22 protein-coding genes are annotated in these 24,158 nt (G+C 70.1%); 15 read left to right on the plus strand and 7 right to left on the minus strand.

Translation table 11 applies throughout. The features are described 5' to 3' along the window. Nucleotides 1–34: 34 nt before the first annotated feature. Nucleotides 35–829 carry a carbon-nitrogen hydrolase family protein gene (locus tag ACOYR3_RS12415; RefSeq protein WP_422842689.1) on the plus strand — a complete coding sequence of 265 codons (795 nt, stop codon included), beginning with the start codon at nt 35–37 and terminating at the stop codon, nt 827–829. Beyond that, nucleotides 826–2,190 carry a 3-deoxy-D-manno-octulosonic acid transferase gene (locus ACOYR3_RS12420; RefSeq protein ID WP_422842690.1) on the plus strand — a complete coding sequence of 455 codons (1,365 nt, stop codon included), beginning with the start codon at nt 826–828 and terminating at the stop codon, nt 2,188–2,190. The genes ACOYR3_RS12415 and ACOYR3_RS12420 overlap by 4 nt, the downstream gene beginning before the upstream one ends. On the opposite strand, the gene ACOYR3_RS12425 is transcribed toward ACOYR3_RS12420, so the two are convergent. The 6 genes from ACOYR3_RS12425 to ACOYR3_RS12450 all read right to left on the minus strand — a co-directional run bounded on the left by ACOYR3_RS12425 (nt 2,180) and on the right by ACOYR3_RS12450 (nt 9,842). Beyond that, nucleotides 2,180–3,520 (minus strand): TolC family outer membrane protein, encoded by a 1,341-nt coding sequence (locus tag ACOYR3_RS12425; protein WP_422842691.1) that lies wholly within the window; start codon nt 3,518–3,520, stop codon nt 2,180–2,182. The genes ACOYR3_RS12420 and ACOYR3_RS12425 overlap by 11 nt on opposite strands. Nucleotides 3,521–3,610: 90 nt before the next feature. Then, a complete protein-coding gene (locus ACOYR3_RS12430; protein WP_422842692.1) occupies nt 3,611–3,955 on the minus strand; it encodes a rhodanese-like domain-containing protein in 345 nt (114 codons plus the stop codon). Between the two features lie 34 nt (nt 3,956–3,989). After that, nucleotides 3,990–4,703, minus strand: a complete 714-nt coding sequence (locus ACOYR3_RS12435; RefSeq protein ID WP_422842693.1) for a protein-L-isoaspartate O-methyltransferase family protein — start codon at nt 4,701–4,703, stop codon at nt 3,990–3,992. Nucleotides 4,704–4,728: 25 nt separating this feature from the next. Next, nucleotides 4,729–7,923 (minus strand): efflux RND transporter permease subunit, encoded by a 3,195-nt coding sequence (locus ACOYR3_RS12440; protein WP_422842694.1) that lies wholly within the window; start codon nt 7,921–7,923, stop codon nt 4,729–4,731. 15 nt (nt 7,924–7,938) lie between these two features. Next, complete coding sequence (locus ACOYR3_RS12445; RefSeq protein ID WP_422842695.1) at nt 7,939–9,129, minus strand: efflux RND transporter periplasmic adaptor subunit; 1,191 nt, start codon at nt 9,127–9,129, stop codon at nt 7,939–7,941. A 2-nt stretch (nt 9,130–9,131) separates the two neighbouring features. Then, nucleotides 9,132–9,842, minus strand: a complete 711-nt coding sequence (locus ACOYR3_RS12450; RefSeq protein ID WP_422842696.1) for a TetR family transcriptional regulator — start codon at nt 9,840–9,842, stop codon at nt 9,132–9,134. A gap of 208 nt (nt 9,843–10,050) precedes the next feature. Between ACOYR3_RS12450 and msrA the strand changes: the two genes are divergently transcribed. The 10 genes from msrA (at nt 10,051) to ACOYR3_RS12500 (ending at nt 19,584) form a co-directional block, all read left to right on the plus strand. Next, complete coding sequence (gene msrA, locus ACOYR3_RS12455; RefSeq protein ID WP_422842697.1) at nt 10,051–10,584, plus strand: peptide-methionine (S)-S-oxide reductase MsrA; 534 nt, start codon at nt 10,051–10,053, stop codon at nt 10,582–10,584. Nucleotides 10,585–10,809: 225 nt separating this feature from the next. Further along, nucleotides 10,810–11,235, plus strand: a complete 426-nt coding sequence (locus ACOYR3_RS12460; RefSeq protein ID WP_422846580.1) for a Fur family transcriptional regulator — start codon at nt 10,810–10,812, stop codon at nt 11,233–11,235. Beyond that, the gene (locus tag ACOYR3_RS12465) at nt 11,232–11,915 is read left to right on the plus strand and encodes an ATP-binding cassette domain-containing protein (protein WP_422842698.1); all 684 of its coding nucleotides are present in this window, start codon (nt 11,232–11,234) and stop codon (nt 11,913–11,915) included. The genes ACOYR3_RS12460 and ACOYR3_RS12465 overlap by 4 nt, the downstream gene beginning before the upstream one ends. Next, a complete protein-coding gene (locus ACOYR3_RS12470) occupies nt 11,912–13,147 on the plus strand; it encodes an FtsX-like permease family protein (protein WP_422842699.1) in 1,236 nt (411 codons plus the stop codon). The genes ACOYR3_RS12465 and ACOYR3_RS12470 overlap by 4 nt, the downstream gene beginning before the upstream one ends. Before the next feature lie 77 nt (nt 13,148–13,224). Next, nucleotides 13,225–13,479, plus strand: a complete 255-nt coding sequence (locus tag ACOYR3_RS12475; RefSeq protein WP_422842700.1) for a hypothetical protein — start codon at nt 13,225–13,227, stop codon at nt 13,477–13,479. Nucleotides 13,480–13,529: 50 nt separating this feature from the next. Next, a complete protein-coding gene (locus ACOYR3_RS12480; RefSeq protein WP_422842701.1) occupies nt 13,530–14,147 on the plus strand; it encodes a DUF3299 domain-containing protein in 618 nt (205 codons plus the stop codon). Between the two features lie 276 nt (nt 14,148–14,423). Continuing rightward, the gene (locus ACOYR3_RS12485; protein ID WP_422842702.1) at nt 14,424–14,792 is read left to right on the plus strand and encodes a hypothetical protein; all 369 of its coding nucleotides are present in this window, start codon (nt 14,424–14,426) and stop codon (nt 14,790–14,792) included. Between the two features lie 220 nt (nt 14,793–15,012). Next, the gene (locus ACOYR3_RS12490) at nt 15,013–17,139 is read left to right on the plus strand and encodes a TonB-dependent receptor domain-containing protein (protein WP_422842703.1); all 2,127 of its coding nucleotides are present in this window, start codon (nt 15,013–15,015) and stop codon (nt 17,137–17,139) included. A 231-nt stretch (nt 17,140–17,370) separates the two neighbouring features. Next, on the plus strand, nt 17,371–18,381 hold the full coding sequence (locus tag ACOYR3_RS12495) for an ABC transporter substrate-binding protein (RefSeq protein WP_422842704.1): 1,011 nt from the start codon (nt 17,371–17,373) through the stop codon (nt 18,379–18,381). Nucleotides 18,382–18,627: 246 nt separating this feature from the next. Further along, entirely contained in the window at nt 18,628–19,584 is a 957-nt protein-coding gene (locus ACOYR3_RS12500) for an AEC family transporter (RefSeq protein WP_422842705.1), read from the plus strand. 16 nt (nt 19,585–19,600) lie between these two features. Here ACOYR3_RS12500 and pdxH read toward each other — a convergent pair whose 3' ends face one another. Next, a complete protein-coding gene (pdxH, locus tag ACOYR3_RS12505; protein WP_291489941.1) occupies nt 19,601–20,275 on the minus strand; it encodes a pyridoxamine 5'-phosphate oxidase in 675 nt (224 codons plus the stop codon). Between the two features lie 115 nt (nt 20,276–20,390). Here pdxH and ACOYR3_RS12510 point away from each other — a divergent pair, with 115 nt between their 5' ends. The 3 genes from ACOYR3_RS12510 to ACOYR3_RS12520 all read left to right on the plus strand — a co-directional run bounded on the left by ACOYR3_RS12510 (nt 20,391) and on the right by ACOYR3_RS12520 (nt 24,028). Further along, nucleotides 20,391–20,963, plus strand: coding sequence for a TetR/AcrR family transcriptional regulator (locus ACOYR3_RS12510; protein ID WP_291489942.1), 573 nt, complete (start codon nt 20,391–20,393; stop codon nt 20,961–20,963). A gap of 150 nt (nt 20,964–21,113) precedes the next feature. After that, the gene (locus tag ACOYR3_RS12515) at nt 21,114–21,578 is read left to right on the plus strand and encodes a (2Fe-2S)-binding protein (protein ID WP_422842706.1); all 465 of its coding nucleotides are present in this window, start codon (nt 21,114–21,116) and stop codon (nt 21,576–21,578) included. A gap of 170 nt (nt 21,579–21,748) precedes the next feature. Further along, nucleotides 21,749–24,028 carry a molybdopterin cofactor-binding domain-containing protein gene (locus ACOYR3_RS12520; RefSeq protein WP_422842707.1) on the plus strand — a complete coding sequence of 760 codons (2,280 nt, stop codon included), beginning with the start codon at nt 21,749–21,751 and terminating at the stop codon, nt 24,026–24,028. The last annotated feature ends 130 nt before the right edge of the window (nt 24,029–24,158 follow it).

The raw sequence follows: 24,158 nt of genomic DNA on the forward strand, positions 1-24,158 counted from the left end.
GCCGTAACCGGCTTTGTCCCGTATGCATCCGTCCTTGTCCACCCCCTTGCGCATCGCGGCCGCCCAATCGGCCTCGGTGGCGGGCGACCTTGAGCGCAACGTACAGACCCATCTCGCCTTCGTGCGGATGGCTGCCTACGAGCGGGTGCAGGTGCTGGTGTTCCCCGAACTGTCGCTCACCGGGTACGAGCCGCACCTGCTCGCAGACCACGTGCTGGCGCCGGACCACCCCGCGCTGGCCCCCCTGTGCCAGGCGGCACGCGACCACGCCATGACGCTGGTGGTGGGCGCGCCCGCCCCGGCGGCGCAGGCGCCTGACGCCGGGGCAGGCCGCGCTTTGCCCGCCATCGGCGCCTGGGTGCTGGGGCCCGACGGCAGCGTGGGGCTGTACCGCAAGCGCCACCTGCACGACAGCGAGGCGTCGTTCGCCAGCGCCGGCACCGAGGACGTGGGCGTGCAGCTGCTGGCGGGCGAACCGGTCGGCGTGGCGGTCTGCGCGGACCTGACCCACCCCGAACACGCGCAGGCCGCGCGCGACGCCGGCGCCGCGCTGTACGTGGCCAGCGCCCTCGTGTCCGAACGGGGCTACGGCCCCGAGTCCGCCCAGCTGGAGGGCTATGCGCGCCAGCTCGACATGGGCGTGCTGCTGGCCAACTACAGCGGCCGCACCGGCGGCTACGCCAGCGCCGGCCGCAGCGCGTTCTGGGCCCCCGGCGGCCGCTGCGTGGCGGCGGCGCCGGACGATGCGCCCTGCATGGTCTGGGCCGCGCGCGGGGACAGCGGCTGGTCCGGCGGGGTGGTGGAGCTGCAAGCCTGGACGGCCGCATGAAGGCCGCGCTGGCCTGCTATTCGCTGCTGACCTGGTGCGCCCAGCCCTTGCTGCGCCGCAAGCTGCGCCGCCGTGCGGTGGCCGAGCCGGGCTATGCGCATGCGGTGGACGAGCGGTTTGGCCACTATGGGCCCGTCCATCCGTCCGCCAGCACGCAGCCGCCGGGACACTGGGTGTGGATCCACGCCGTCTCGCTGGGGGAGACCCGCGCCGCCGCGATCCTGCTGGCGCAGCTGCGCGCGCAACTGCCCGGCATGCGCCTGCTGCTCACCCATGGCACGGCCACGGGCCGGGCCGAGGGCGCCAAGCTGCTGCAGCCCGGCGACGTGCAGGTGTGGCAACCGTGGGACACGCCGGGCGCGGTGTCCCGGTTCCTGCGCCGCTTCCGGCCCGCCGTGGGCATCCTGATGGAAACCGAGGTCTGGCCCAACCTGGTGGCGGGCTGCCAGCGCGCCGGGGTGCCGCTGGTCCTGGCCAACGCGCGGCTGAGCGAAAAATCCCAGCGCCAGGCGCAACGGCTGGCCCCGCTGGCCCGGCCCGCCTACGCCGGCCTGGCTGCCGTGTGGGCGCAGACCGAGGATGATGCGCGCCGGCTGCGCAGCCTGGGGGCGCCGGTGCGCGGCGTGCTGGGCAACCTGAAGTTCGACCTGGTGCCCGACGCAGCGTTGCTGGCGCAGGGCCGGGCGTGGCGCCAGCAGACCGGCCGGCCGGTGGTGATGCTGGCCAGCAGCCGCGAGGGCGAAGAGGCGATGTGGCTTGAAAATTTCCAAAAAAAACAGCCTCTAGCCCAGTCTGCGCAAGCGCAAGAAGCTATCAATAACGTAGCAAATTCGGTCCAGTGGCTCATCGTCCCGCGCCACCCGCAGCGGTTTGACGAGGTGCAGCAACTGCTGGAGGGCGCCGGCCTCACCGTCTCGCGCCGCAGCCGCTGGGCGTCCGCGCCCGGGGCGGCCGACGTGTGGCTGGGCGACTCGCTGGGCGAGATGGCGCTCTACTACGGCCTGGCCGACGTGGCGCTGCTGGGCGGCAGCTTTGCCCCCCTGGGCGGGCAGAACCTCATCGAGGCGGCGGCCTGCGGGTGCCCCGTGGTGCTGGGGCCGCACACCTTCAATTTCGCCGAGGCGGCCGAGCTGGCCTGCGCCGCCGGCGCGGCCGAGCGGGTGCCCGATCTGGCGCAGGGCATGGTGCGGGCCGTGGACCTGGCGGAGGACGCCGCCAGCCTCGCCCTGGCGCGCGAGCACGCCCACCGCTTTGCGGCGGCGCACCGCGGCGCCGCGCAAGCCACGGCCCAGGCCGTGCGGGCGCTGGTGCCGCAGGTGGCGCAGTTACCGCCGGCGGCGCCCGGCGCTGTCAGGGCTTGACCAGCAGCGCGTTGATTGCTTCGATATCCTGCTGCGTCAGCGTGCCCGCGGCCTGGCGCAGCTTGAGCGTGCCCAGCAGCACGTTGTAGCGGGCCTGGGCGAGGTCGCGCTTGGTCTGGTAGAGCTGGCTCTGGGCGTTGAGCACATCGATGTTGATGCGCACGCCCACCTGGTAGCCCAGCTTGTTCGCGTCCAGGGCGCTCTGGCTCGACGCCTCGGCCGCCTCCAGCGCTTGCACCTGGCCCTGGCCGGACTGCACGCCAAAGAACGCTGCCCGGGTGGCCTGCGCCACGTTGCGGCGGGTGGTTTCCAGGTCCGCCGCGGCCTTTTCTTCCAGCGCCAGGGTTTCCTTGACGCGGTTTTGCACGGCAAAGCCGGCGAACAGCGGCAGGTTGAAGGCCACGCCCACGCTGGCGCTGTTGGTGCGGTTGTTCACACCGGGCGCGGTGATGGTGCCGTGCGGGTTGCGGGTGATGTTGTAGCCGGCCTGCAGGTCCACGGTGGGCAGGTGGCCCGTCTCGGCTTTCTTGGTCTCCAGGCGGGCGATGTCGAGAGCGATGGCGGCCTGGCGCACGCCGGGCTGCTGGTCGCGGGCGGTGTCCACCCAGGCCGCCACGTTGTCGGGCGCCATGGGGGGCAGCTGCACGGGCAGGGCCAGCGGCCGGGGCTGGGCGCCGGTGACGCCCACCAGCTGGTCCAGCGCCAGGCGCTTGACGCGCAGGTCGTTCTCCGCGGCGATCTCCTGCGCCAGCACCAGGTCGTAGCGGGCCTGGGCCTCGCGCGAATCGGTCACCGTGGTGGTGCCCACCTCGAAGTTGCGCTTGGCCGCCGCAAGCTGCTCGGACACGGCCGCCTTTTGCGCCTGCACGAAGGTCAGCGTGTCCTGGGCGGCCAGCACGTCAAAGTAGGCCTGGCTCACGCGCACCAGCAGGTCCTGCGTGGCGGCGTCCAGCTGGGCCTGCGCCACGTCCACCCCGCGCTGGCCCTGTTCCAGGCTGATGCGGTTGGCCGGGCGGTACAGCGGCTGCGACGCCTGCACGCCCACCGTCTGCGTGTTGCCCGTGTTCTCCATGGGCGGGCGGCTCAGCTCCACGTTGGCGCGGCTGAGGCCGGCGGTCAGTGCGGCGCTGGGCAGCAGCCCCGCGCGGGCCTGGTCGGCACGCCGCTCGGCGGCGTCCAGCTGGGCGCGGGCCGACTGCCAGGTGGTGTCGTACGTGCGGGCGGACTCCACCAGCTCCAGCAGGCTCTGGGCTTGCGCCGGTGCGGCCAGCGCCGCGCCGAGCGCCAGGGACAGTAGGGACAGCGGGGAGAGAAGCCGGGGCGGTGTCATGACGAAAGTCCTTCGGAAGAGTCTGCGGATCGAGCGGAACAGGCGAAACAGTGCGAGGGAGCCGTTGCAGCGGGCCAGGGCACGGCCGGGTCAGTAGCGCGGCACCCCGGGGTCGCACTCGTGCGACCAGGCATCAATGCCGCCGGTGATGTTGGCCAGCGACTCGAAACCGTGGTGTTCCAGAAAAGCCGCCACCCGCAGGCTGCGTGCGCCGTGGTGGCACAGGCAGGCGGTGGGGCGTGAACGGTCCAGCTCCGCCAGGCGTCCTGGCAGCTCGCCCATGGGAATGGCCAGCAGATCAAACCCATCGGCGCGCACGCTGGCGGTCTGCAGCTCCCAGGGTTCGCGCACGTCCAGCACCAGGGGGCGGCCGCCCTGCGGGGCCGCTGCTGCGAACCAGGCCGGCAGCTGGGTGGGGCGGACGTGATCGATCATGCGAGGAAACTCCGAAGAAGGGCGCGGTGCGGGCTCAGAACGTGAAGCCGGACGGCTCGGGGAAGTGCACTAGGCGGGGGGCGATGGTGTCCCAGGGCGAGGTGGTGACAAAGCGGTCGCCAGTGCGGCGCACCAGGGTGAAGCGCATCACCGGCTCGTTGCCCACCACGGCAGCCAGGCGGCCGCCGTCGCGCAGCAGCGAGAGCAGGCTGGCGGGCACTTCGGCCACCGAGCCGCTGAGCACGATCACGTCGAACGGGCCGTCCGGAATGGTGTCGCGCGCGCCGTCGCCCACGCGCACGTCGGCGTTCTGGATGCCGGCATCGCGCAGGTTCTCACGGGCCATCTCGGCCAGCTCGGGGTGGATTTCCAGCGACACGACGCGCTCGGCCCGGTGGGCGAGCAGGGCGGCCATGTAGCCGGAGCCGGCGCCGATCTCCAGCACGCGGTCCGTGGGCTGCACCTGCAGGTCCTGCAGCATGCGGGCTTCCACGCGCGGCTGCAGCATGCACTGGCCCTGGCGCACGGCGGCCTCTGCATCGCCGCCGAGCAGCGGGATCTCGATGTCCATGAAGGCCATGCTGCGGTAGGCCGGGGGCACGAAGTCCTCGCGGCGCACCACCGCCAGCAGGTCCAGCACGTCCGCATCCAGCACGTTCCAGGGGCGGATCTGCTGCTCGATCATGTTGTAGCGGGCCTGGGAGACCGGGTCGCTGGTGTTGGCAAGCGTGTTCAGGGGCAGGTTCATGGGTTTTCTCCGGGGGAGGCGTGGGTCAGGACAAACCCTCGATTTTAGAGGCCTCGCGGGCCGGTGCGCCGCCGCGCCCCATCTTGCGCAGCGCCCAGTTCGCCAGATCGTCCATGTAGCAGTAGACGACCGGCACCACCACCAGCGTGAGCAGCGACGAGGTGACGACGCCGCCGATCACGGCCTGGCCCATGGGGGCGCGCTGCTCGGACCCTTCGGACAGGGCAAACGCCAGCGGCACCATGCCGAAGATCATGGCCAGCGTGGTCATCAGGATGGGGCGCAGCCGCACGCGCGCGGCCAGCAGCAGCGCGTCGGCGCGCGGCAGGCCGGGCAGGGGGCGCCCCTGGTCGTCGGTGTGCTCCTCGCGGGCGCGGATGGCAAAGTCCACCAGCAAGATGGCGTTCTTGGTGACCAGGCCCATCAGCATCACCACCCCGATGATGGAGAACATCGACAGCGTGGAGCGGAACATCATGAGCGCCAGCACCACGCCGATGAGCGTGAGCGGCAGCGAGGTCATGAGCGCCAGCGGCTGCAGGAAGCTCTTGAACTGGCTGGCCAGGATCATGTAGATGAAGATGATGGCCATGGCCAGCGCCGACACGGCGTAGCCGAACGACTCGGCCATGTTCTTGGTGGAGCCGCCAAACTGGTAGCGGTAGCCCGGCGGGAAGCTGATGGAGTCCAGCGCCTTGCGGATGTCCGCCGACACCTCGCCCGCGGAGCGCAATGCCACGTTGGCGTTCACGGCCACCTCGCGCGTCAGGTCGCGCCGGTTGATCTGGTTGGCGCCGGTGGATTCGGTCACGCTCGCCACCTGGCCCAGGCGCACGATGCGGGTGCTGCCGTCCGCGGCGGCCAGGGCGAAGGGCAGGCGTTCCAGGTCTTGCGGCGCGGTCCGCGACTCGGGCGCCAGGCGCACGTTCACGTCATAGGTCTGATCGTCCGGCGCACGCCAGTTGCCCACCGTGGTGCCGGCCACCAGCGTGCGCAGGGAGGCGGCCATGGGCGCCACCGACAGGCCCAGGTCGGAGGCAACGTCGCGCTTCACGTCGATGGCGATCACGGGCTTGTCGGGCTTGGCGCTGCTGTCCAGGTCCACCAGGCCGGGGATGTCGCGGATCTTCTCGCTCACCTGGCGCGTCAGGCGCTCCAGCTCCTGCAGGTCCGGGCCCTGCAGCGAGAACTCGATCTGCTTTTGCCCACCCACCGGGTCGAGCAAGCCCACGTGCGTCACGGTGATGCCCGGCACCTGCTTGAGGCGCTCGCGCAGCACGGCGGACATGGCGTCCACGCTGCGGCTGCGGTCCTTGCGGTCCACCAGGCGCACGTAGATGCCGGCGTACATCTTGCCCTGCGCGTTGCCGGTGTTGAGCGTGGCCAGCGTGTAGCGCACCTCGGGCAGCTCGCGCAGGATGCCTTCCACCTGGCGCGCCTTGGCCTCGGTGGCCTCCAGCGACGAGCCGACCGGCGTGTAGAAGTTGACCGTCGTCTCCGAGAAGTCGGCCTTGGGCACGAACTCGGTGCCCAGCAGCGGCACCATGAAGATGCTGAGCACAAAGACACCCAGCGCAATCAGCAGCGTGGCCAGCTTGTGCACCAGCGACCAGCGCAGGATGTGCTGGTAGCCCTCGGCCAGCGCGTCGGTGGCGCGGTCGAACCAGCCGGTGACGCGGCCGACGGTCTTGTCGTAGAACGTGACCGGCACCGTGCGCTGGCCGTGCGCATGGATGCTCGGGTCGTGCCAGACGCTCGACAGCATGGGGTCCAGCGTGAAGCTCACGAACATCGAGATCATCACCGCGGCGACGATGGTGATGCCGAACTCGTGGAAGAACTTGCCGATGATGCCGCCCATGAAGCCGATGGGCATGAACACCGCCACGATGGACAGCGTGGTCGCCAGCACCGCCAGGCCGATCTCCTGCGTGCCGTCCATGGCGGCCGCGTAGGCGCCTTTGCCCATCTGCACATGGCGCACGATGTTCTCGCGGACCACGATGGCGTCGTCGATCAGCAGGCCCACACACAGCGAAAGCGCCATGAGCGTGATCATGTTGATGGTGAAGCCGAACATGTTCATGAACAGGAACGTCCCGATGAGGGCGATCGGCAGCGTGAGGCCCGTGATGACGGTGGAGCGCCACGAGTTCAGGAACAGGAACACGATCAGCACCGTGAGGATGGCGCCTTCGATCAGCGTCTGGCGCACGTTGTTCACGGCCACGCGGATGGGGCGGGCACTGTCGCCGATGGTCTCCAGGCGCACGCCGGGCGGCAACTGGTTCTTGAGTTCGGCCACCGCGGCGTTCAGGCCGTCCACCACCTCGATGGTGTTTTCGCCCTGCGACTTCTGCACCGACAGCAGCAGCGTGCGCTGGCCGTTGTAGAGCGCCAGGCTTTCCACCTCCTGGGCGCCGTCGTTGACGCGGGCCACCTGGTCCAGGCGGACGGGCGCTCCGTTTTTGCGGGCGACGATGATCTTGCCGAAGTCCTCCGGCCGCTGCATGCGGGCATCGATCTGCACCACACGCTCCTGCGCCAGCGAGCGGATGGAGCCCACGGGCAGGTCCTGGTTTTCATTGCGCACGGCGCTGGCCACCTGGTCGGGGGTGATGCCGTAGGCCTCCAGCGCCTGGGGGTTGAGGTAGATGTTGATCTCGCGCTTGGTGGCGCCCACCAGGTTCACGGCGCCCACGCCGCGCACGTTTTCCAGGCGCTTTTTCAGCACCTGCTCGGCCCAGGTGGTCAGCTCCACGGCACTGCGGTTCGATGTCTCATCGGGCAGCACGGCCAGGGACCACACGGCCCGGCTGGCGGGGTCGAAGCGCAGCACGCGCGGCTCCTTGACCTCGGTGCGCAGGTTGGGGCGCACGGTGGCCACCTTCTCGCGCACGTCCTCGGCGGCCTTGCGGCCGTCAATGTGCAGCTGGAACTCGATGATGACCACCGCCGTGCCCTCGTAGCTGCGCGAGGTGAGGGCGTTGATGCCCGCGATGGAGTTGACGCCTTCCTCGATCTTCTTGGTGACTTCGCTCTCGACGATCTCGGGCGAGGCGCCGGGGTAGTCCACGGTGACCACCACCACGGGAAAGTCGATGTTCGGGAACTGGTCGACCTTCAGGCGCTGGTACGAGAACAGGCCCAGCACCACGATGGCGAGCATCACCATCGTGGCGAACACGGGATTCTTCAGGCTGACTTTGGTGAACCACATGGCAGGCTGCGGCGCTCAGGGGGTCGGGCTGGAAGCGGCTTGCGCAGCGGCGGGCGCAGGCGCCCCCCCGGCGGCCGGCGGCAAGGCCACGGCCGTGCCTTCGCGCAGCTGGCCGATGCGCCCGGCCACCACGACGGTGCCTTCGGGCACGCCCTGGACGGCCACCAGGGTCTGGCCGTCCACCAGCGCGCGCTGGCCGGTCTGGACCTCCACATACGCGACCCGTCCGTCCTTCACGGTCTGCAGGTAGGGGGCCGGCTTGTCGGTGCGCACGGCGTCCAGCGGGACGGCCAGCACCGGCGCGCGCCCCGTGTCCAGAAGGCCCTGCACGAACAGCCCCTGGCGCAGTTGCGGCGCTGCGGCAGGGCGGGCATCCACGCGCAGGTAGACCGGCACCGTGCGGCTGCCGGCCTGGGCGCTGGGGCTGATGCGTGCCACGGTGGCCGGCACCGGCTCTGCCAGGCCTTCCACGGTGAGCGAAGCCTTCTGGCCCTCGCGCACGGCCACGGCGTCCGCGGGGGGAAGCTGCGCCTCCAGTTCCAGGCGCGAGAGGTCCACCACCTCCACGATGCGCGCGTCCACCGCCACCCGCTCGCCGGGCTGGGCCAGGCGCTGCGCCACCAGGCCGCTGATGGGGCTTTTCACCACGGTGTCGTCCAGCGCCTTGCGGGCAACGTCGGCCGCCGCCACGGCGGCCTGGTGGCTGGACTGGGCAGCTTCCAGGCTGGCCTGCGAGGTGACCAGCGCGGTCGATGAGATAAAGCCCTGCGCCACCAGCGCGCGGTTGTTGTCGTACTGGCGCTGGTTGATGTCCACCTGGGCCTTGGCGGCGTCCGCCTGCTGCTGCGCCTGCCGCACCCGGGCCCGGGCCTCGGTGGGATCGATGCGGGCGATCTCCTGGCCGGCCTTCACGCGGTCTCCCTCGCGCACCGTGAGCCCTTGCAGTTCGCCCGCCGCGCGGGCCTTGACCATGGCCGAGTCCACGGCCCGCAGGGCGCCCGAGATCGGCACGCCCAGCACCAGGTCGCGGCGCTGCACCCGCAGCACCTCGTCGGCCGCCAGCTGCAGCGGGGCCTCGGCGCGCTGGGTGGCGGCTGCGGCCAGCGCTTTTTGCTGCGCCTGGCGCGCGGCCAGGGCACGCCACACGCCGCCGCCGAGCAACACGATGACGATGGCGGCAGCCACCCAGGGAATCCAGCGTTTCATGGTCAGGAGCGGGAAGGGGAGGGAGGAGGGGACTGGGGTGCAGGCGCAGCGTCCGGCCGCACGCACAGGCCCTGCAGAAGGTTGTCGACCTGGCAGGCGATGTAGCGCTCGGGGGTCAGGTTCTCGCCCTCGGGCACGCAGGCGCCCAGCGAGTGCTTCCACATCATCAGGAAGATCATGGGCGCCAGGACGAGGAACACGCCGTAGTCGAGGTCGATGGCGCGGAACTCCCCGCGCGCAATGCCGCGCTCCAGGATGCGCCGGATCAGCGCCTTGCCGGGCAGGATGACCTCGTGCTGGTAGAAGGCCACGATGTCGGGGAAGTTCTGCGCCTCGCTGAGCATCAGCTTGGTAATGCCCGAGGCCTTGGTGCTGCCCACGCGCTCCCACCACACCTGGTAGCAGTAGCGCAGCAGATCGCTGGTGGAGCCCGCGAAGGTCTGCAGCTCGGCATTCCACTCGGTAAAGCGGCCGGCGATGTTCTCGCGCACCACGGCCTTGAACAGCTCTTCCTTGCTGGGGAAGTACAGGAAGAGGGTGCCCTTGGACACCCCGGCCCGGGCGGCCACCTCGTCCACGCGCGTGGCGGCAAAGCCTTTTTCCACAAACAGGTCCAGCGCGGCCTCCAGCAGTTCGCCGGGGCGAGCCTCCTTGCGGCGCTCGCGCTTGGGCTGGCCGGCAACGGAAGAAGAGGGAGGGGGCGAGGGGGACACCGGAAAGACGTAGTTAATGACTGACTGGTTAGTAATGTAGCCACGGGACGGCGGAGCGTCAATGGAGTGTGATCACCCGTGCGCATTTAAATGTGTAGCCCTTGCTACATCCTGGGGCACAATCCCGCGCTGCCCGGATGGCCGGGCGGTGCGCGTACCATCCGCGCCAAATTGCACGGAGGCCTGTTTGGCAGATACCCCCCAAAATTTGCAGACCATCACCCTTGGCGGGGGCTGCTTCTGGTGTACCGAAGCCGTGTTCGACCGCGTGCGCGGCGTGACCGACGTGGAAAGCGGCTACACCAACGGCCACACCGTCCAGCCCAGCTACGCGCAGGTCTGCACCGGCGACACCGGCCATGCCGAGGTGGTGCGCCTGACGTTTGACGCCAGCGAGATCAGCCTGGAGGAGATCCTGGAGATCTTCTTCCACACCCATGACCCGACCACCCTGAACCGCCAGGGCAACGACGTGGGCACGCAGTACCGCAGCGGCATCTACTTTGAAGACCCCGCGCACGGCGACATCGCCCACGCCATGATCCGCCAGATGTCGCAAGACAAGCTGTTTGGCGCGCCCATCACCACCGAGGTGAAACCGCTGCACAACTACAGCGCCGCCGAGGACTACCACCAGGACTACTTTGCCAAGAACCCCGGCGCCGGGTACTGCGCGTTCGTGGTGGGGCCGAAGGTGGAGAAGTTTCGCAAGACGTTTGCGCGGTATCTCAAGGCAGAGTGACCGGCCGGGCCCGCGCAGCCCGGAGCACACGGTGGCCCAGCGCCGCAGGCGGGCATTGGAGCGGCGCCGACGCCCAAAGGCTGCATAATGCAAGCCAATTGCGTTATGGCGCGGTTGCCGCACCCCGCCCGGGCGGGGGCGGCGCCGGCCTTTTCTGCCGTGCCTTCCTTGCGCCAAACCACCTCGTCCCCCGCCTCTGCTGCTGAATGGACCCTGCCGCCCGGCATGCGGGCCACGCGGGCTGCGCGGGCGCTGGCGGCACTGTATGCGGACCGGCCCGACGCGGCACTGTCCGAAGCCGAAGTGGAGTCCGCCCTGGCCGCGGCGGGCGTGGGGGTGAACAAAGTCACCGTCTACCGCCTGCTGGACCGCTTTGCCGCCGCCGGCCTGCTGCACAAGCACGTGGACGCCGCCCGCGTCACGCGGTACGCGCGGGCCCCGCAAGGCGAAGAGGGCGTGGCGCCGCGTTTTGAATGCGACGACTGCCATCGCCAGTTCCGGCTCTCGCAAGGCTCGGCCACGGTGCAGAACGCCCTGCAGCAAGTGCTGCAGGCGCTGGCCACTGCGGGGCATGAGAGTCTGGCGGTGGACATTGCAGTACACGGACGCTGCGCAGATTGCGCCCACCCGGCGGGAGGGGCGGCCGCATGATCCGCACCCGGGGGCTTTCCTACACCTTTACCACGGGCGGCGCGGCGCCGCTGCGGTTTCCGGACGTGGACCTGCGCCAGGGCGGCACGCTGCTAGTGCGCGGGCGCTCGGGCGCCGGCAAATCCACCTGGCTGGCGCTGATCGCGGGCCTGCGCGGCGCCAGCGGGGGCGACCTGTTCGTGGCGGGCACGCAGCTGGGCCCGCAGCGCGGCAGCGAGATCGACGCCTGGCGCGCACGCACCATCGGCTTTCTGCCGCAAAAGCTGTACCTCAGCAGCGCGCTTTCGGTGGCGGACAACCTGGCGCTGGCCTACTTTGCGGCCGGATTGCCCCGCGACGACGCCGCCATCGAGCGTGCGCTGGCGCAGGTGGACGTGGCCGCGCTGGCCGCCCGCCGGCCGCACCAGCTCTCGGGCGGGCAGGCGCAGCGCGTGGCGCTGGCGCGGGCCGTGCTGCTGGCGCCCCAGGTGCTGCTGGCCGACGAACCCACCGCCAGCCTGGACGACGAGGCCGCTGCCGATGCGCTGGCCCTGCTGCAGCACAGCGCCGCGGCCTGCGACGCCAGCCTGGTGATTGCCACGCACGACCAGCGCGTGGTGCAGGCGCTGGCCGGCGCGCAGACGCTGGATTTGAATGAAATAGCCTCCCAGCGCTTGCTGGACAAGCGCGAGCAGCTATGAAATCCATAGTAAATCTGGCCCGGCTCTCGTGGCATTACCTGTGGTCGCGCCCGCTGGCGGCGGTGCTCAACCTGCTGGTGCTCACGCTGGGGCTGGCGGCCATCACGCTGGTGCTGCTGGTGGCCACGCAGCTGGACCGCGCGTTCGAGCGCGACCTGACCGGCATCGACCTGGTGGTGGGCGCCAAAGGCAGCCCGCTGCAGCTGATCCTGGCGGGCGTGTTCCACATCGACGTGCCCACGGGCAACATCCCGCTGCAGGAAGTGCAGGCGCTGCAGAAGAACCCGCTGGTGGCGCAGGTGATACCGCTGAGCCTGGGCGACAGCTACCAGGGCTTTCGCATCGTGGGCACCACCGCCGACTACGTGGCGCACTACGAGGCCACGTTCGCCGAAGGCGCGCTCTGGCAGCAGCCCATGGACGCCGTGCTGGGCGCCAGCGCGGCGCGCGGCATCGTCCGGGCCAGCCACGCCGGTGCGCCGCTGGTGGGCGCCACCTTCGTCGGCAGCCACGGCCTGGGCGGGGGAGGGCACGCGCACGGCGACCACCCCTACCGCGTGAGCGGCGTGCTCGCGCCCTGCGGCTGCGTGCTGGACCGGCTGATCCTGACCAGCACCGAGTCCGTCTGGACGGTGCACGAGATGGCCACGGCCAACGACGCCGAAGACCTGGAGATCCTCAAAGAGGAGCGCGAAGTCACCGTCGCCCTGGTGCGCTACCGCACGCCCATGGCCGCCGTCACGCTGCCGCGGCAGATCAACAGCGGCACCAGCCTGCAGGCGGCGGCGCCGGCCATCGAGGTCACGCGCCTGCTGCGCCTGCTGGGCGTGGGGGCCGACGTGCTGCGCGCCTTTGGCGGCGTGTTGCTGGCCGTGGCGGCCCTGAGCGTCTTCATCGCCCTGTGGAATGCCGTGCGCGAGCGCCGCGCCGACCTGGCCATGCTGCGCATGCTGGGCGCCCCCCCGGGCCGCGTGGCCGGGCTGGTGCTGTGGGAGGCCCTGTGGCTGGCCGCGCTGGCGTCCGCCCTGGGCCTGCTGCTGGGCCACGGCCTGGCCCACGGGCTGGGCTGGGCGCTGCAGGCGCAGGGCCTGCTGCCCGTGACCGGCTGGATCTGGATGCCCGCCGAGGCCGGCGTGCCGCTGCTGGCGGCGGGCGTGGCGGCCCTGGCAGCGCTGCTGCCCGCCATGCAGGCCTACCGCACCGATGTGGCGGACCTGCTGAGCCAGCCGTGAAAGCCCGCCAAGCCGTGCAATCCGCTGGACACGCTGGACCCACCTATTTTTTTGTTCGCTACCCTGAAGGACCCCTCATGACCCAACGCCTTTCCCTCCTGGCCCTGGCCCCGCTGCTGCTGCTGGCGGGTGCGCTGGCGCACGCCCAGGCCCACAACGACAAGGAAACCAAGGAAGACATCGCCCGCCACCGCGCCATGGCCGCGGCGCACGAGGCCGCCGCCAAATGCCTGGAATCCGGCAAGGGCGAAGACCAGTGCCAGAAAGACCTGCAGGCCGCCTGCCGCAACCTGGCCATCGGCAAGTACTGCGGCATGAAGCACGCGCACTGACACCGATCCACCTTCTATCCCGACACGGACTTTTCCGGAGGTTCCCCGCCATGGCCACCCGTCCCCGTTCCCTGTTGATCCCTGCGCTGACCCTGGCCCTGTGGGCCGGCGGGGCCGGCACCGTGCTGGCCCAGCCCGTGAGCGGGGCCACCAAGCCGGAGCCCGGGGCGTTCGAGCGTGCCACCGGCAGGGCGCCGGCCGACGCAGCGGCCTCCACCGCCGCCACCCCGGCGCTGTCCCCACCGCTGCCCGCCGGCACCGGCGCCGGTTACCACAGCCCCAACAGCCCCATCGCGCCGCTGCCCCAGCGCAGCGACGTGGTGCCCTGGTCGGTGCTGGCGGACCTGAGCAAGAAGACCACCAAGAACGGCATCCTGCCGGTGTTCAGCAGCGCGCAGAAGGGCATGGACAAGACCGTGCAGCGCATCCAGGGCTTCATGGTGCCGCTGGACGCCAAGCCCACCCAGACGCACTTCATCCTCACCTCCGTGCCGCTGACCTGCTCGTTCTGCACGCCGGGCGGCCCCGAGAGCATGGTCGAGGTCAAGGCCAAGACCCCCGTGCGCTACTCGCTGGAGCCCGTGGTGGTGGAAGGCCAGTTTGCCGTGCTCCCCAACGACCCCTACGGCCTGTACTACCGCGTGGTGGACGCCGTGCCCGTGAAGTAACAGTCCGCCCCGCGCCTTTTTTTCTGCATGGCCCGCACCGCCCCGCGCAACACGCCCGCACGCCGCCACGACCGGCGGCGCTGGGCTGCGCACGCCGCCCTAGGAGTGCGGGCGGCAGAAGGAGCATCGGCTGCAACGCGCGATAAACCGGTCTCGCGCGGTCCCACCTCCTGCGCCCAGGGGCCCACCCTGGGCTTGTCGGTAGCACCGCGCGATCCTCGGTTTTCGCGCGTTTCGCTTCGATGTCTTCTGCCGCCCACACTCCTGGCTTGGTTGGTGCTGGCCCTGGTGCTGGTGCCCGCGATCGGGCGCCTGCACCAGATCGCCCACGCCACGGCACTGGACCGGGTGCATGCCGGCCACGCGCTGGCAGGCGCGGAGCAGCCCGCCCGCGACGCGCGGGACGCCCAGGCCCCAGGCCGCGCGCCGACTGAAGCGCCCCAGGCCCTGCTGCAGCTGCTGGGCAGCCATACCCCCGCAGACTGCCTGGTGCTCGACCAGCTGGCGCTGGGTGACGCCGCGCACGCCACCCCGTTGGCGCTGCCGCCTGGTGCGGCGCCTGCGCAGACGCCCCCCGGGCCCGCCGGGCAGGCCGGGGCCACCCACGAAGCGCTGTTCTACGCGCGGGGCCCGCCGCGCGCCTGACCGGCGGCACGCTCCCCCACGGCACCGCCTTGCGGCGGATGGCCGCAAATACTCCTGATTTCATAGCTGCTTGCGCTTTCTGGTAAAGCGCTGGCGGCCATTTTTATTCATTTTCTCGTGGATGCCGCGTTCGCGCGGGCCGGCCGTTGGCCTGCCCGGCGTGCCGGGCCGCCACGGGCTTCCGTATGGACCGCACCTGCTGCGAACCCCTTTGCACACCATGACCTACACCTTCACCGCCACCCGCCGCACGGCGCTGCGCTACCGTCCCGCCCTCCATCCCGTGGCCCTGGCCGCTTTGCTGGCCTTTGGCGGCAGTGGCTCCGTACAAGCGCAAGGCGCGCCCGCCAGCGCCAGCGAAACGCCCGGCGCGCCCACGCCGGCCAGCCTTCCCGCCGTCACCGTATCCGCCAGCGGGCTGCAGCTGGGCGCGGGCGACATGACCACGCCCGTGACCGTCCTCGAAGGCGACGAGCTGCTGCGCCGCCGCGAAGCCACCCTGGGCGAGACGCTGAACAGCGAGCCCGGCATCACCAGCAGCCACTTTGGCGCGGGGGCCAGCCGCCCCATCATCCGCGGCATGGACGGCCCGCGCATCAAGGTGCTGACCGACGGCGCCGAGCTGCACGATGCCTCCACGCTCAGCCCCGACCATGCCGTGGTGTCCGAGCCGCTGCTGGCCACGCAGATCGAAGTGCTGCGCGGCCCCTCGGCGCTGGTGTACGGCAACGGCGCGGTGGGCGGCGTGGTCAACGTGCTGGACGGCAAGGTGCCTACCGCCGTGCCCGAGAAGGGCTATGAAGGCAGCGCCGAGCTGCGCGCCAACACCGGGGCCCGCGAGGGCGCCGGCGCGTTCTCGCTCACCGGGGGCGCCGGCAACCTCGCCGTGCATGTGGAAGGCGTGGCGCGCGATGCCGGCGACTACGGCGTGGGCAAGGGCTGGGCCGGGGGCAGCAAGGTGCCCGGCAGCTTCAACCGCACGGACACCGGCAGCGTGGGCCTGTCGTGGGTGGGCGACCGCGGCTACCTGGGCGCGGCCTACACCCGCCAGACGGCCAAGTACGGCCTGCCGGGCCACAACCATGGCTTTGACGGCTGCCACACCCACGGCGACCACCTGCACTGCGGTGCGCACGATGGCGGGGAGGACGACGGCCACGACCACGACCACGGCGGCGCCGATCCGGCCGACGTGCCCGTGGTGGACCTGCGCAGCGAACGGCTGGACCTGCGCGGCGAGCTGCGCAACCCCTTTGCGGGCGTCTCGGCCCTGCGGCTGCGCGCGGGCGTGACCGACTACGTGCACGACGAGGTCGAGGACGGCGCCATCAGCACCACCTTCAAGAACAAGGCCTACGACACGCGCGTGGAGCTGCAGCACGAGCCCATCGCCGGCTTCAAGGGCGTGATCGGCCTGCAGACCTCGCAGCGCAAGTTCAGCGCGGACGGCGAGGAAGCCTATGTGCAGCCCACCATCACCCGCCGCACCGGCCTGTTCGCGCTGGAGGAATACCGCGTGGGCGACTGGCGCTTCGAGGCCGCGCTGCGCCACGACCGCCAGACCGCCGAGGCGCAGACCAGCGGCATCGAGCGCCGCCACAACGGCACCTCGGCATCGCTGGGCGCGGTCTGGAAGTTCACGCCCGGCTACCAGCTGGGCGCCTCGTTCACCCGCGCCAGCCGGGCGCCCACGGCCGAAGAGCTGTACGCCCGCGGCCTGCACATGGCCACCAGCACCTACGAGCGCGGCAACGCCGACCTGCGCTCCGAGATCTCGCAGAACATCGACCTGGGCCTGAAAAAGACCAGCGGCGACACGACCTTTGGCGTCAGCGTGTTCCGGAACCGCATCCACGACTACATCTACGGCCGCACCCTGGACGCGCTGGACGGGCTGCAACTGCTGCAGTACAGCCAGGCCGACGCCACCTTCACCGGCATCGAAGGGCAGGTGCGCCAGCGCCTCAACCGCCACCTGGGCCTGACGCTGTTCGGCGACACCGTGCGCGCCCGCGTCGACGGCGGCGGCAACCTGCCGCGCATCCCCGCCACGCGCGCGGGCGTGCGGCTGGACGCCCACTGGAACGCCTGGGAAGGCCAGGTGGAGTGGGTACAGGTGGCGCGCCAGAACCGCGTGGCCGCGTTTGAATCCGCCACGCCCGGCTACGGCATGCTCAACCTGGGCGTGAGCTACAACGGCCAGTTCAGCGCCGGCACGCCCTGGCAGGTGTACCTGAAGGCCAACAACCTCACCGACCGGCTGGCCTACGCCCACACCTCGTTCATCAAGACGGCGGCCCCGCTCATGGGGCGCAACATCACCGTGGGGATGAAGGTGGCGTTCTGACGCGCCGCCGCCGCGGCCCTGCGGTGGGGCCCCGCGGCGCGCGTCGGCCCTGGCGCCTGCGGGACGGTCCCAGTCCACGGCGGAGCAACAATCTGATACATATCAGGGGGTGAACGCCGCCCAGGCGTAAGGTGCCGCAAGGCCGACGGCGCCGCAGGCCCGCAGGCAGGGCTCCGCGCAGCAGCAACAGGAACCTCCACGATGATGAAGGCGCACCGCATTTTCCGAGGAATGGCCGCCCTGGTCCTGGCCGGGGCTGGCGGACCGTTGTGGGCGCAGGGCGCCGGCGAGCCGCTGCAGCTGATGTGCTCGGTGCGCGAGGAATGGTGTTCGCTGATCGCAACCACCTTTGGCCGCGTGAGCGGCGCCAAGGTCCAGGTGGTGCGCCGCGGCTCGGGCGATGCGCTGGCCCAGCTGGCGGCCGAGCGCGCCAGCCCCCGCATCGACGTGTGGTTCGGCGGCACCGGCGACCCCCACCTGCAGGCGGCCGAGCTGGGGCTGACGCAGGCGTACAAGTCGCCCTCGCTGCCTCAGCTGCGCCTGTGGGCGCAGGCGCAGGCCAAGCAATCCAACTGGCACACCGTGGGGGTCTACATGGGCCCCCTGGGGATCGCCGTCAACACCGACGTGCTGGCGCGGCGCGGCGTGGCCGCCCCCCAGTGCTGGCACGACCTGCTGCAGCCCGCCTTTCGCGGGCAGGTGGTGGTGTCGCACCCCGCCAGCTCCGGCACGGCCTACACCTTTGTCGCAACGCTGGTGCAGCTGCTGGGCGAGGACAAGGCGTTCGACTACTTCAAGGCCCTGCACCAGAACGTGGGGCAGTACACCCGCGCCGGCACGGCCGCCGTGCGGGTGGTGGGGCGGGGCGAAGCCATGGCCTCGGTCAGCTTTCTGCAAGACGTGCCGGCCGAACGGCTCCAGGGCGCGCCGGTGGCCGGCGTCGTGCCCTGCGAGGGCACGGGCGCGGAGATCGGCTCCATGTCGATGGTCCGGGGCGCGCCGCATCCCGAGCTGGCGCGGCGCTTCTACGAATGGGCGCTCACCCCGGGCGCCCAGCAGTTCGGCGTCGCGGCCGGGCAGTTCCATGTGCCATCGCACCGCGACACGCCCATGGACCCGCGCATGCCCTCGCTGCCCCGCACGCGGCTGGTGAACTACGACTACGTGAAGTACGGATCGGTGGCCGAGCGGCAGCGGCTCATCGACCGCTGGGAGCGCGAGGTCACGGCGCCGCCGCACTGACCCCGCGCCAGCGCCTGCCGCTGCGGGTGCGGCTGCGGCTCAAGCAGCGGACCTCCGTTGGAGTGCGCCAGAAGGCCCCATGCAAGACCCGGCTGTCGGGTGCAATCTGAATAAAAATGGGCCGCAGCGCTTATGGGACAAGCGCGAGCAGCTACAACAACAATAGCTGCGCCGTCGGCCACAATACCGGCCACCTCTGCCATCTCTTGCGGCACGCCCCTGCCGCGCACCCACCGGTTTCCTGCCTTGAACTCGCCCGTCTTCACCTCGCTGGCCCCCGTCATCCTGTTCATCGCCCTGGGCTTTTATGTGGGGCGGCGCGGGTGGATACGCGCCGCCGCGGTGAAGGACCTGGCCAACCTGGTGTTCATGGTGCTCACGCCCGCGTTGCTGTTCCGCACCATGAGCACGGTGCACATCCAGGACCTGGACTTCGGCCCGGTGGGCATTTACTTTGCCGCGTTTGGACTGGTGTACGCGGCCACGCTGGCGGTGCTGGGCTTCAGCAGCCTGGGGGCGGCGCGGGCGCTGGCCAACACCTTCAGCAACACGCTGATGATCGGCGTGCCGCTGGTGGGCCTGGTGTTTGGCGAGGCCGGGCTGGTCACCCTGTTCACGCTGATCTCGGTGCACTCGCTCATCCTGCTCACGGCCGCCACCGTGGTGTTCGAGCTGGCCGTGGCGCGCGAGCATGCGGGCCGGCCGGGCGGGGCGCAGCAGCCGATGTGGCGCACCGTGCTGCAGGCCGTGCGCAATGGCATCCTGCACCCCGTGCCGCTGCCCATCATCGCGGGCCTGCTGTTTGCGCAGACGGGGCTGGTGGTGCCCGAAGTGATCAACAAGCCGCTGCAGCTGCTGGGCCAGGCGCTGGGCCCCATTGCGCTGCTGCTGGTGGGGGTGACGCTGGCCTTCACCAAGGTGGGACACCACTTCCGCGCGGCGCTGCGGATCGCGCTGGTCAAGTGCGTGGTGCATCCCGCCGTGCTGGCCGCGCTGGGCTGGGCGCTCGGCCTCTCGGGCCTGCCCCTGGCGGTAATGATCGTGGCAGCATCGCTGCCGGTGGGCGCCAACGTGTTCCTGTTTGCCCAGCGCTACAGCGTGGCCGAGGACGAGGTGACCGCCAGCGTGGCCGTCTCCACCGCCCTGGCCCTGGCCACCATGCCGGTGGTCATCCTGGCCGTGACGCGCTGGGTGGTGGGGTGACCCACCGCCCCCGGGTTCAAGGCGCCAGCCGTTCGCGCACCCACTCGCCAGCATCCAGCCGGTAGCGCAGGCGGTCGTGCAGGCGGCTCTTGCGGCCCTGCCAGAACTCCCACTGCTCAGGCTTCAGGCGGTAGCCGCCCCAGTGCGGCGGGCGCGGCGGCTTGAGCATGAACTGCGCGCCGTACTTGGCCGCGTTGGCCACCAGCACGCTGCGGCCTGAAATTACCTGGCTCTGCGGGCTGGCCCAGGCGCCGATGCGCGAATCCAGCGGGCGGCTGTGGAAGTAGGCGTCGCTTTCCTCGTCGCTCACTTTCTCCACCGTGCCCTCGATGCGCACCACACGCTCCAGCTCCACCCAGTGGAACTGCAGCGCCGCAAACGGGTTGCCCGCCAGCTGGCGGCCCTTGCGGCTGTCGTAGTTGGTAAACCAGACGATGCCGCGCTCGTCATAGCCCTTGATCAGCACGATGCGCGTGCTGGGGCGCAGGTCGCTGCCCACGGTTGCCAGCGTCATGGCGTTGGGCTCGGGGATCTGGGCCTTGATGGCTTCTTGCAGCCACTGGTCAAACTGTTGCAGCGGCGCGGCGTGCGAGGCGTCTTCGTTCAGCTCGGCGCGCTCGTAGCTCTTGCGCAGGTCGGCAATGGCGGAGGAAAGGGGAGAGGAGGGCGAGGTCATGGGCCGATTGTGCATGGCCGCTGCCGCGCAGTACCCCGCCACAGGTCAACCCCACTATTCGCCCGGCTCCAGGCTGGGTGGAGCGACGAACAGACGCCGAACGTTCATTCGCTTATAGTCGCAGGCTCCCATGAAACCCAAAGACGACGAAAAGCAGCGCGCCATTGCCCAGGCCACCTTCGACCTGGTGGCCCAGACGGGCCTGAGCGGCCTGACCATGGCCCAGATCGCCCGCGCCGCCGGGCTGGCCACCAGCACGCTGTACGTGTACTACCCGTCCAAGGACGAGCTGATCAGCCAGCTCTACCAGGACGCCAAGACCGTCACGGCTGCCCGCATCATGGAAGGCGTGACGCCCGAGCTGCCCTACCGCGCCAAAGTGCGCCGCATGTGGGGCAACCTGCTGCGCCACCGGCTGGACCAGTATGCGGAGGTGGTGTTTCAGGAGCAGTACTACAACTCCCCCTGGTTCACGCCCGGCAACCGCGAGTTCTCCACGCGCCTGATGGCCGGCTTTTTTGCAGTGGTGGAAGAGGGCCAGCGGCAAGAGATCCTCAAGGATGTGCCCGTGCCGCTGCTCACCGCCAGCCTGGTCGGGTCGGTGCGCGAGACGGCCAACCTGATCCGGTCGGGCACCCTGGCCGATGACGAGCAGGTTTTGCAAATGGCTTTCAGCCTTTGCTGGGACGCTATCAAAGCCTGACCGGATGCTGCCGCCCTGGTAGCGGCACCGTGCACAAACCCCAACTTTGCTGTTTAATCGAATATTTATTCCCTTAAAACCAGAGCGCGCTCACGCGCCCCGCATTCGCCTTCCCGCAATCGCTTCGCTACACCCCCCGGAGAACCCACGATGCCCACCCTGAACATCAACGGCAAGGACACCGCCGTCAACGCCGACGACTCCACCCCCATCCTCTGGGCCCTGCGCGACACGCTGGGCATGACCGGCACCAAGTTTGGCTGCGGCCAGGCGCTGTGCGGGGCCTGCACGGTGCACCTGAACGGCGCACCCGTGCGCTCGTGCATCACGCCCATCTCGGCCGCCGTGGGCCAGAAGATCACCACCATCGAAGCCATTGCCGCCGACGACAAGGTGGGCAAGGCCGTGCACGCCGCCTGGGTGAAGCACGACGTGGCCCAGTGCGGCTACTGCCAAAGCGGCCAGATCATGAGCGCCACCGCGCTGCTCAAGGGCAAGAAGAAGCCCTCCGACGCCGACATCGACGCCGCCATGGCGGGCAACGTGTGCCGCTGCGGCACCTACGTGCGCATCCGCGCCGCCATCCACGACGCCGCCAAGTCGCTGACTGCTTGAGCGGATTTCGAGCACGCATTACAGCCACGGCCACCCACCAGCCGTTCGGGCTGAGCCTGTCGAAGCCAGGGCGCTCCCTGCCGGAGCCCTTCGACAAGCTCAGGGCGAACGGTGGCGGCAAGGCCGCATCCCCAACACATCGTCAAAACAGTTACGAGCAGGAGAACACCATGCATTTCGACGCTCAAACCGCCCGCAACCACATGCCAAAAGGCCTGGTAGCGCTCATGGATCAAGCGCAAGGCGCTATCAATACCGAAGCAAATGCAGCAGCCCCCGAGGGCGTGCCACGCCGCACCTTCCTCAAGGCCGCGGCCGCATCCGGCTTTGCGCTGGGGGCTTACCCGTTGGTGGCTGCCGCGCAGGACGCAGCGAGCGCAGCCGCACCCGCCGGCCTCAAGCCCTTCGAGCAGCCCTCGGCCTTTGTGCGCATTGACACCGATGGCACCGTCACCGTCACCATCAACCGCCTGGACTTTGGCCAGGGCGTTCAAACCGGCCTGCCCATGATCCTGGCCGAAGAGCTGGACGCCGACTGGAGCCGTGTGCGCAGCGTGCTCGGCGACGCCAACCCCGCCTATGCCGACCCCGCCTTTGGCATGCACCTCACGGGCGGCTCCAACTCGCTCAAGAACTCGTACACCCAATACCGCGAGCTGGGTGCCCGCACCCGCGCCATGCTGGTGTCCGCAGCTGCCGCGCAGTGGGGTGTGGACGCATCCACCCTGCGCACCAACGCAGGCTTTGTGGTGGGCCCCGGCGGCAAAAAACTGAGCTACGGCGCGCTGGCGGAGGCCGCCATGCAGCAGCCCGTGCCCGAGAAAGTCACCCTCAAGGACCCCAAACAGTTCCGCATCATCGGCAAGCCCACGGGCCGGCTCGATGCCCAGGCCAAATCCAGCGGCCAGCAGGACTACGGCATTGACGTGCGCCTGCCCGGTATGCTCACCGCCGTGGTGGCCCGCCCGCCCGTGTTCGGCGCCAAGGTGAAGTCGCTGGACGACAGCGCCGCCAAGGCCATAAAGGGCGTGAAAGCCGTGCTGCGCGTGCCCACCGACCGCGGCGGCGAAGGCGTGGCCATCATTGCCGAAGGCTACTGGCCCGCCAAGCAGGGGCGCGATGCGCTCAAGGTGGAATGGGACACCGCCGGCGTGGAGAAGGCCGACACCGCCCAGCTGCTCACCCAATACCGCGCCCTGGCCCAGCAGACCGGCACCATCGCCATCCCCGCCGATGTGGCCCCGCTGGCCAACGCGCCGCAAAAAATCAGCGCCGAGTTCACCTTTCCGTACCTGGCCCACGCGCCCATGGAGCCGCTGAACTGCACCGTGAAGCTCGACGGTGACAAAGCCGAGTTGTGGATGGGCACCCAGATGCCCGGCCTGGACGCCATGGCTGCCGCCAAGGTGCTGGGCCTGCAGCCCCAAAACATCAAGGTGCACACCCAGATGGCCGGTGGCGGCTTTGGCCGCCGCGCCATCCCCACCAGCGACTACGTGGTGGAAGCCTGCGGCGTGGCCAAGGCCGCGCGCACCGCCGGCATCACCGCCCCCGTACGCACCCTGTGGAGCCGCGAGGACGACATCAAGGGCGGCTACTACCGCCCCATGCACGTGCACCGCGCCGAGATCGGGTTCGACGCCCAGGGCAACATCCTGGCGTGGGACCACGTCATCGTCGGCCAATCCATCCTCAAGGGCTCGCCATTCGAGGCCTTCATGGTCAAGAACGGCGTGGACGCCACGGCCGTGGAGGGCATGAAAGAGCCCTACGACATCCCCATGCGCCTGTCGGTGCACCACCCGCAGGTCAACGTGCCCGTGCTGTGGTGGCGCAGCGTGGGCAGCACCCACACCGCCTACGCTATGGAAACCCTGCTGGACGAAGTGGCCCGCGCGACGAAGCAAGACCCCGTGGCCTACCGCCTGCGCCTGATGGGCGACAAGCACCCCCGCCACAAGGCCGCCCTGCAACTGGCGGTGGACCAGTCCGGCTACGGCAAAAAGAAGCTCGCCGCAGGCCGCGCCTGGGGCGTGGCGATGCACGAGTCGTTCAGCTCCGTGGTGGCGTATGTGGTCGAAGCATCGGTGAGCAAAGATGGCACTCCCAAGCTGCACACTGTGACGGCCGGCGTGCACTGCAACCTGGCCGTCAACCCCAAGAGCGTGGAAGCCCAGGTGCAGGGCGCGGCGCTGATGGGCCTGTCGATGTGCCTGCCCGGCGCCGCCATCACCCTGAAAGACGGCGTGGTGGAGCAAAGCAACTTCGGCGACTTCGCCGTGCCCCGCATCACCGACATGCCCCAGGTGGCCGTGCACATCGTGCCGAGCGCGGAGCCGCCAACGGGCATGGGCGAGCCCGGGTTGCCGCCGCTGGCGCCGGCGTTTGCGAATGCGGTGGCGCGGTTGACGGGGAAGACGCCGCGGGAGTTGCCGTTTAAGTTGGCTTGAGCGGGGCGGATGAAAAGAGAGCGCCGGGTTTGGGAAAGCCCGGCGTTTTTTTTAGCCCATTCGATTACACCAGCTCAGCGCTCCAGCTATTGCTGAGGTGGTGTTTGGCGAGCAGCTTTCGGCTTGCTAC

Origin of the sequence: Acidovorax sp. M2(2025), from assembly GCF_049330835.1 — a bacterium.
Lineage (GTDB): Bacteria > Pseudomonadota > Gammaproteobacteria > Burkholderiales > Burkholderiaceae_C > Acidovorax.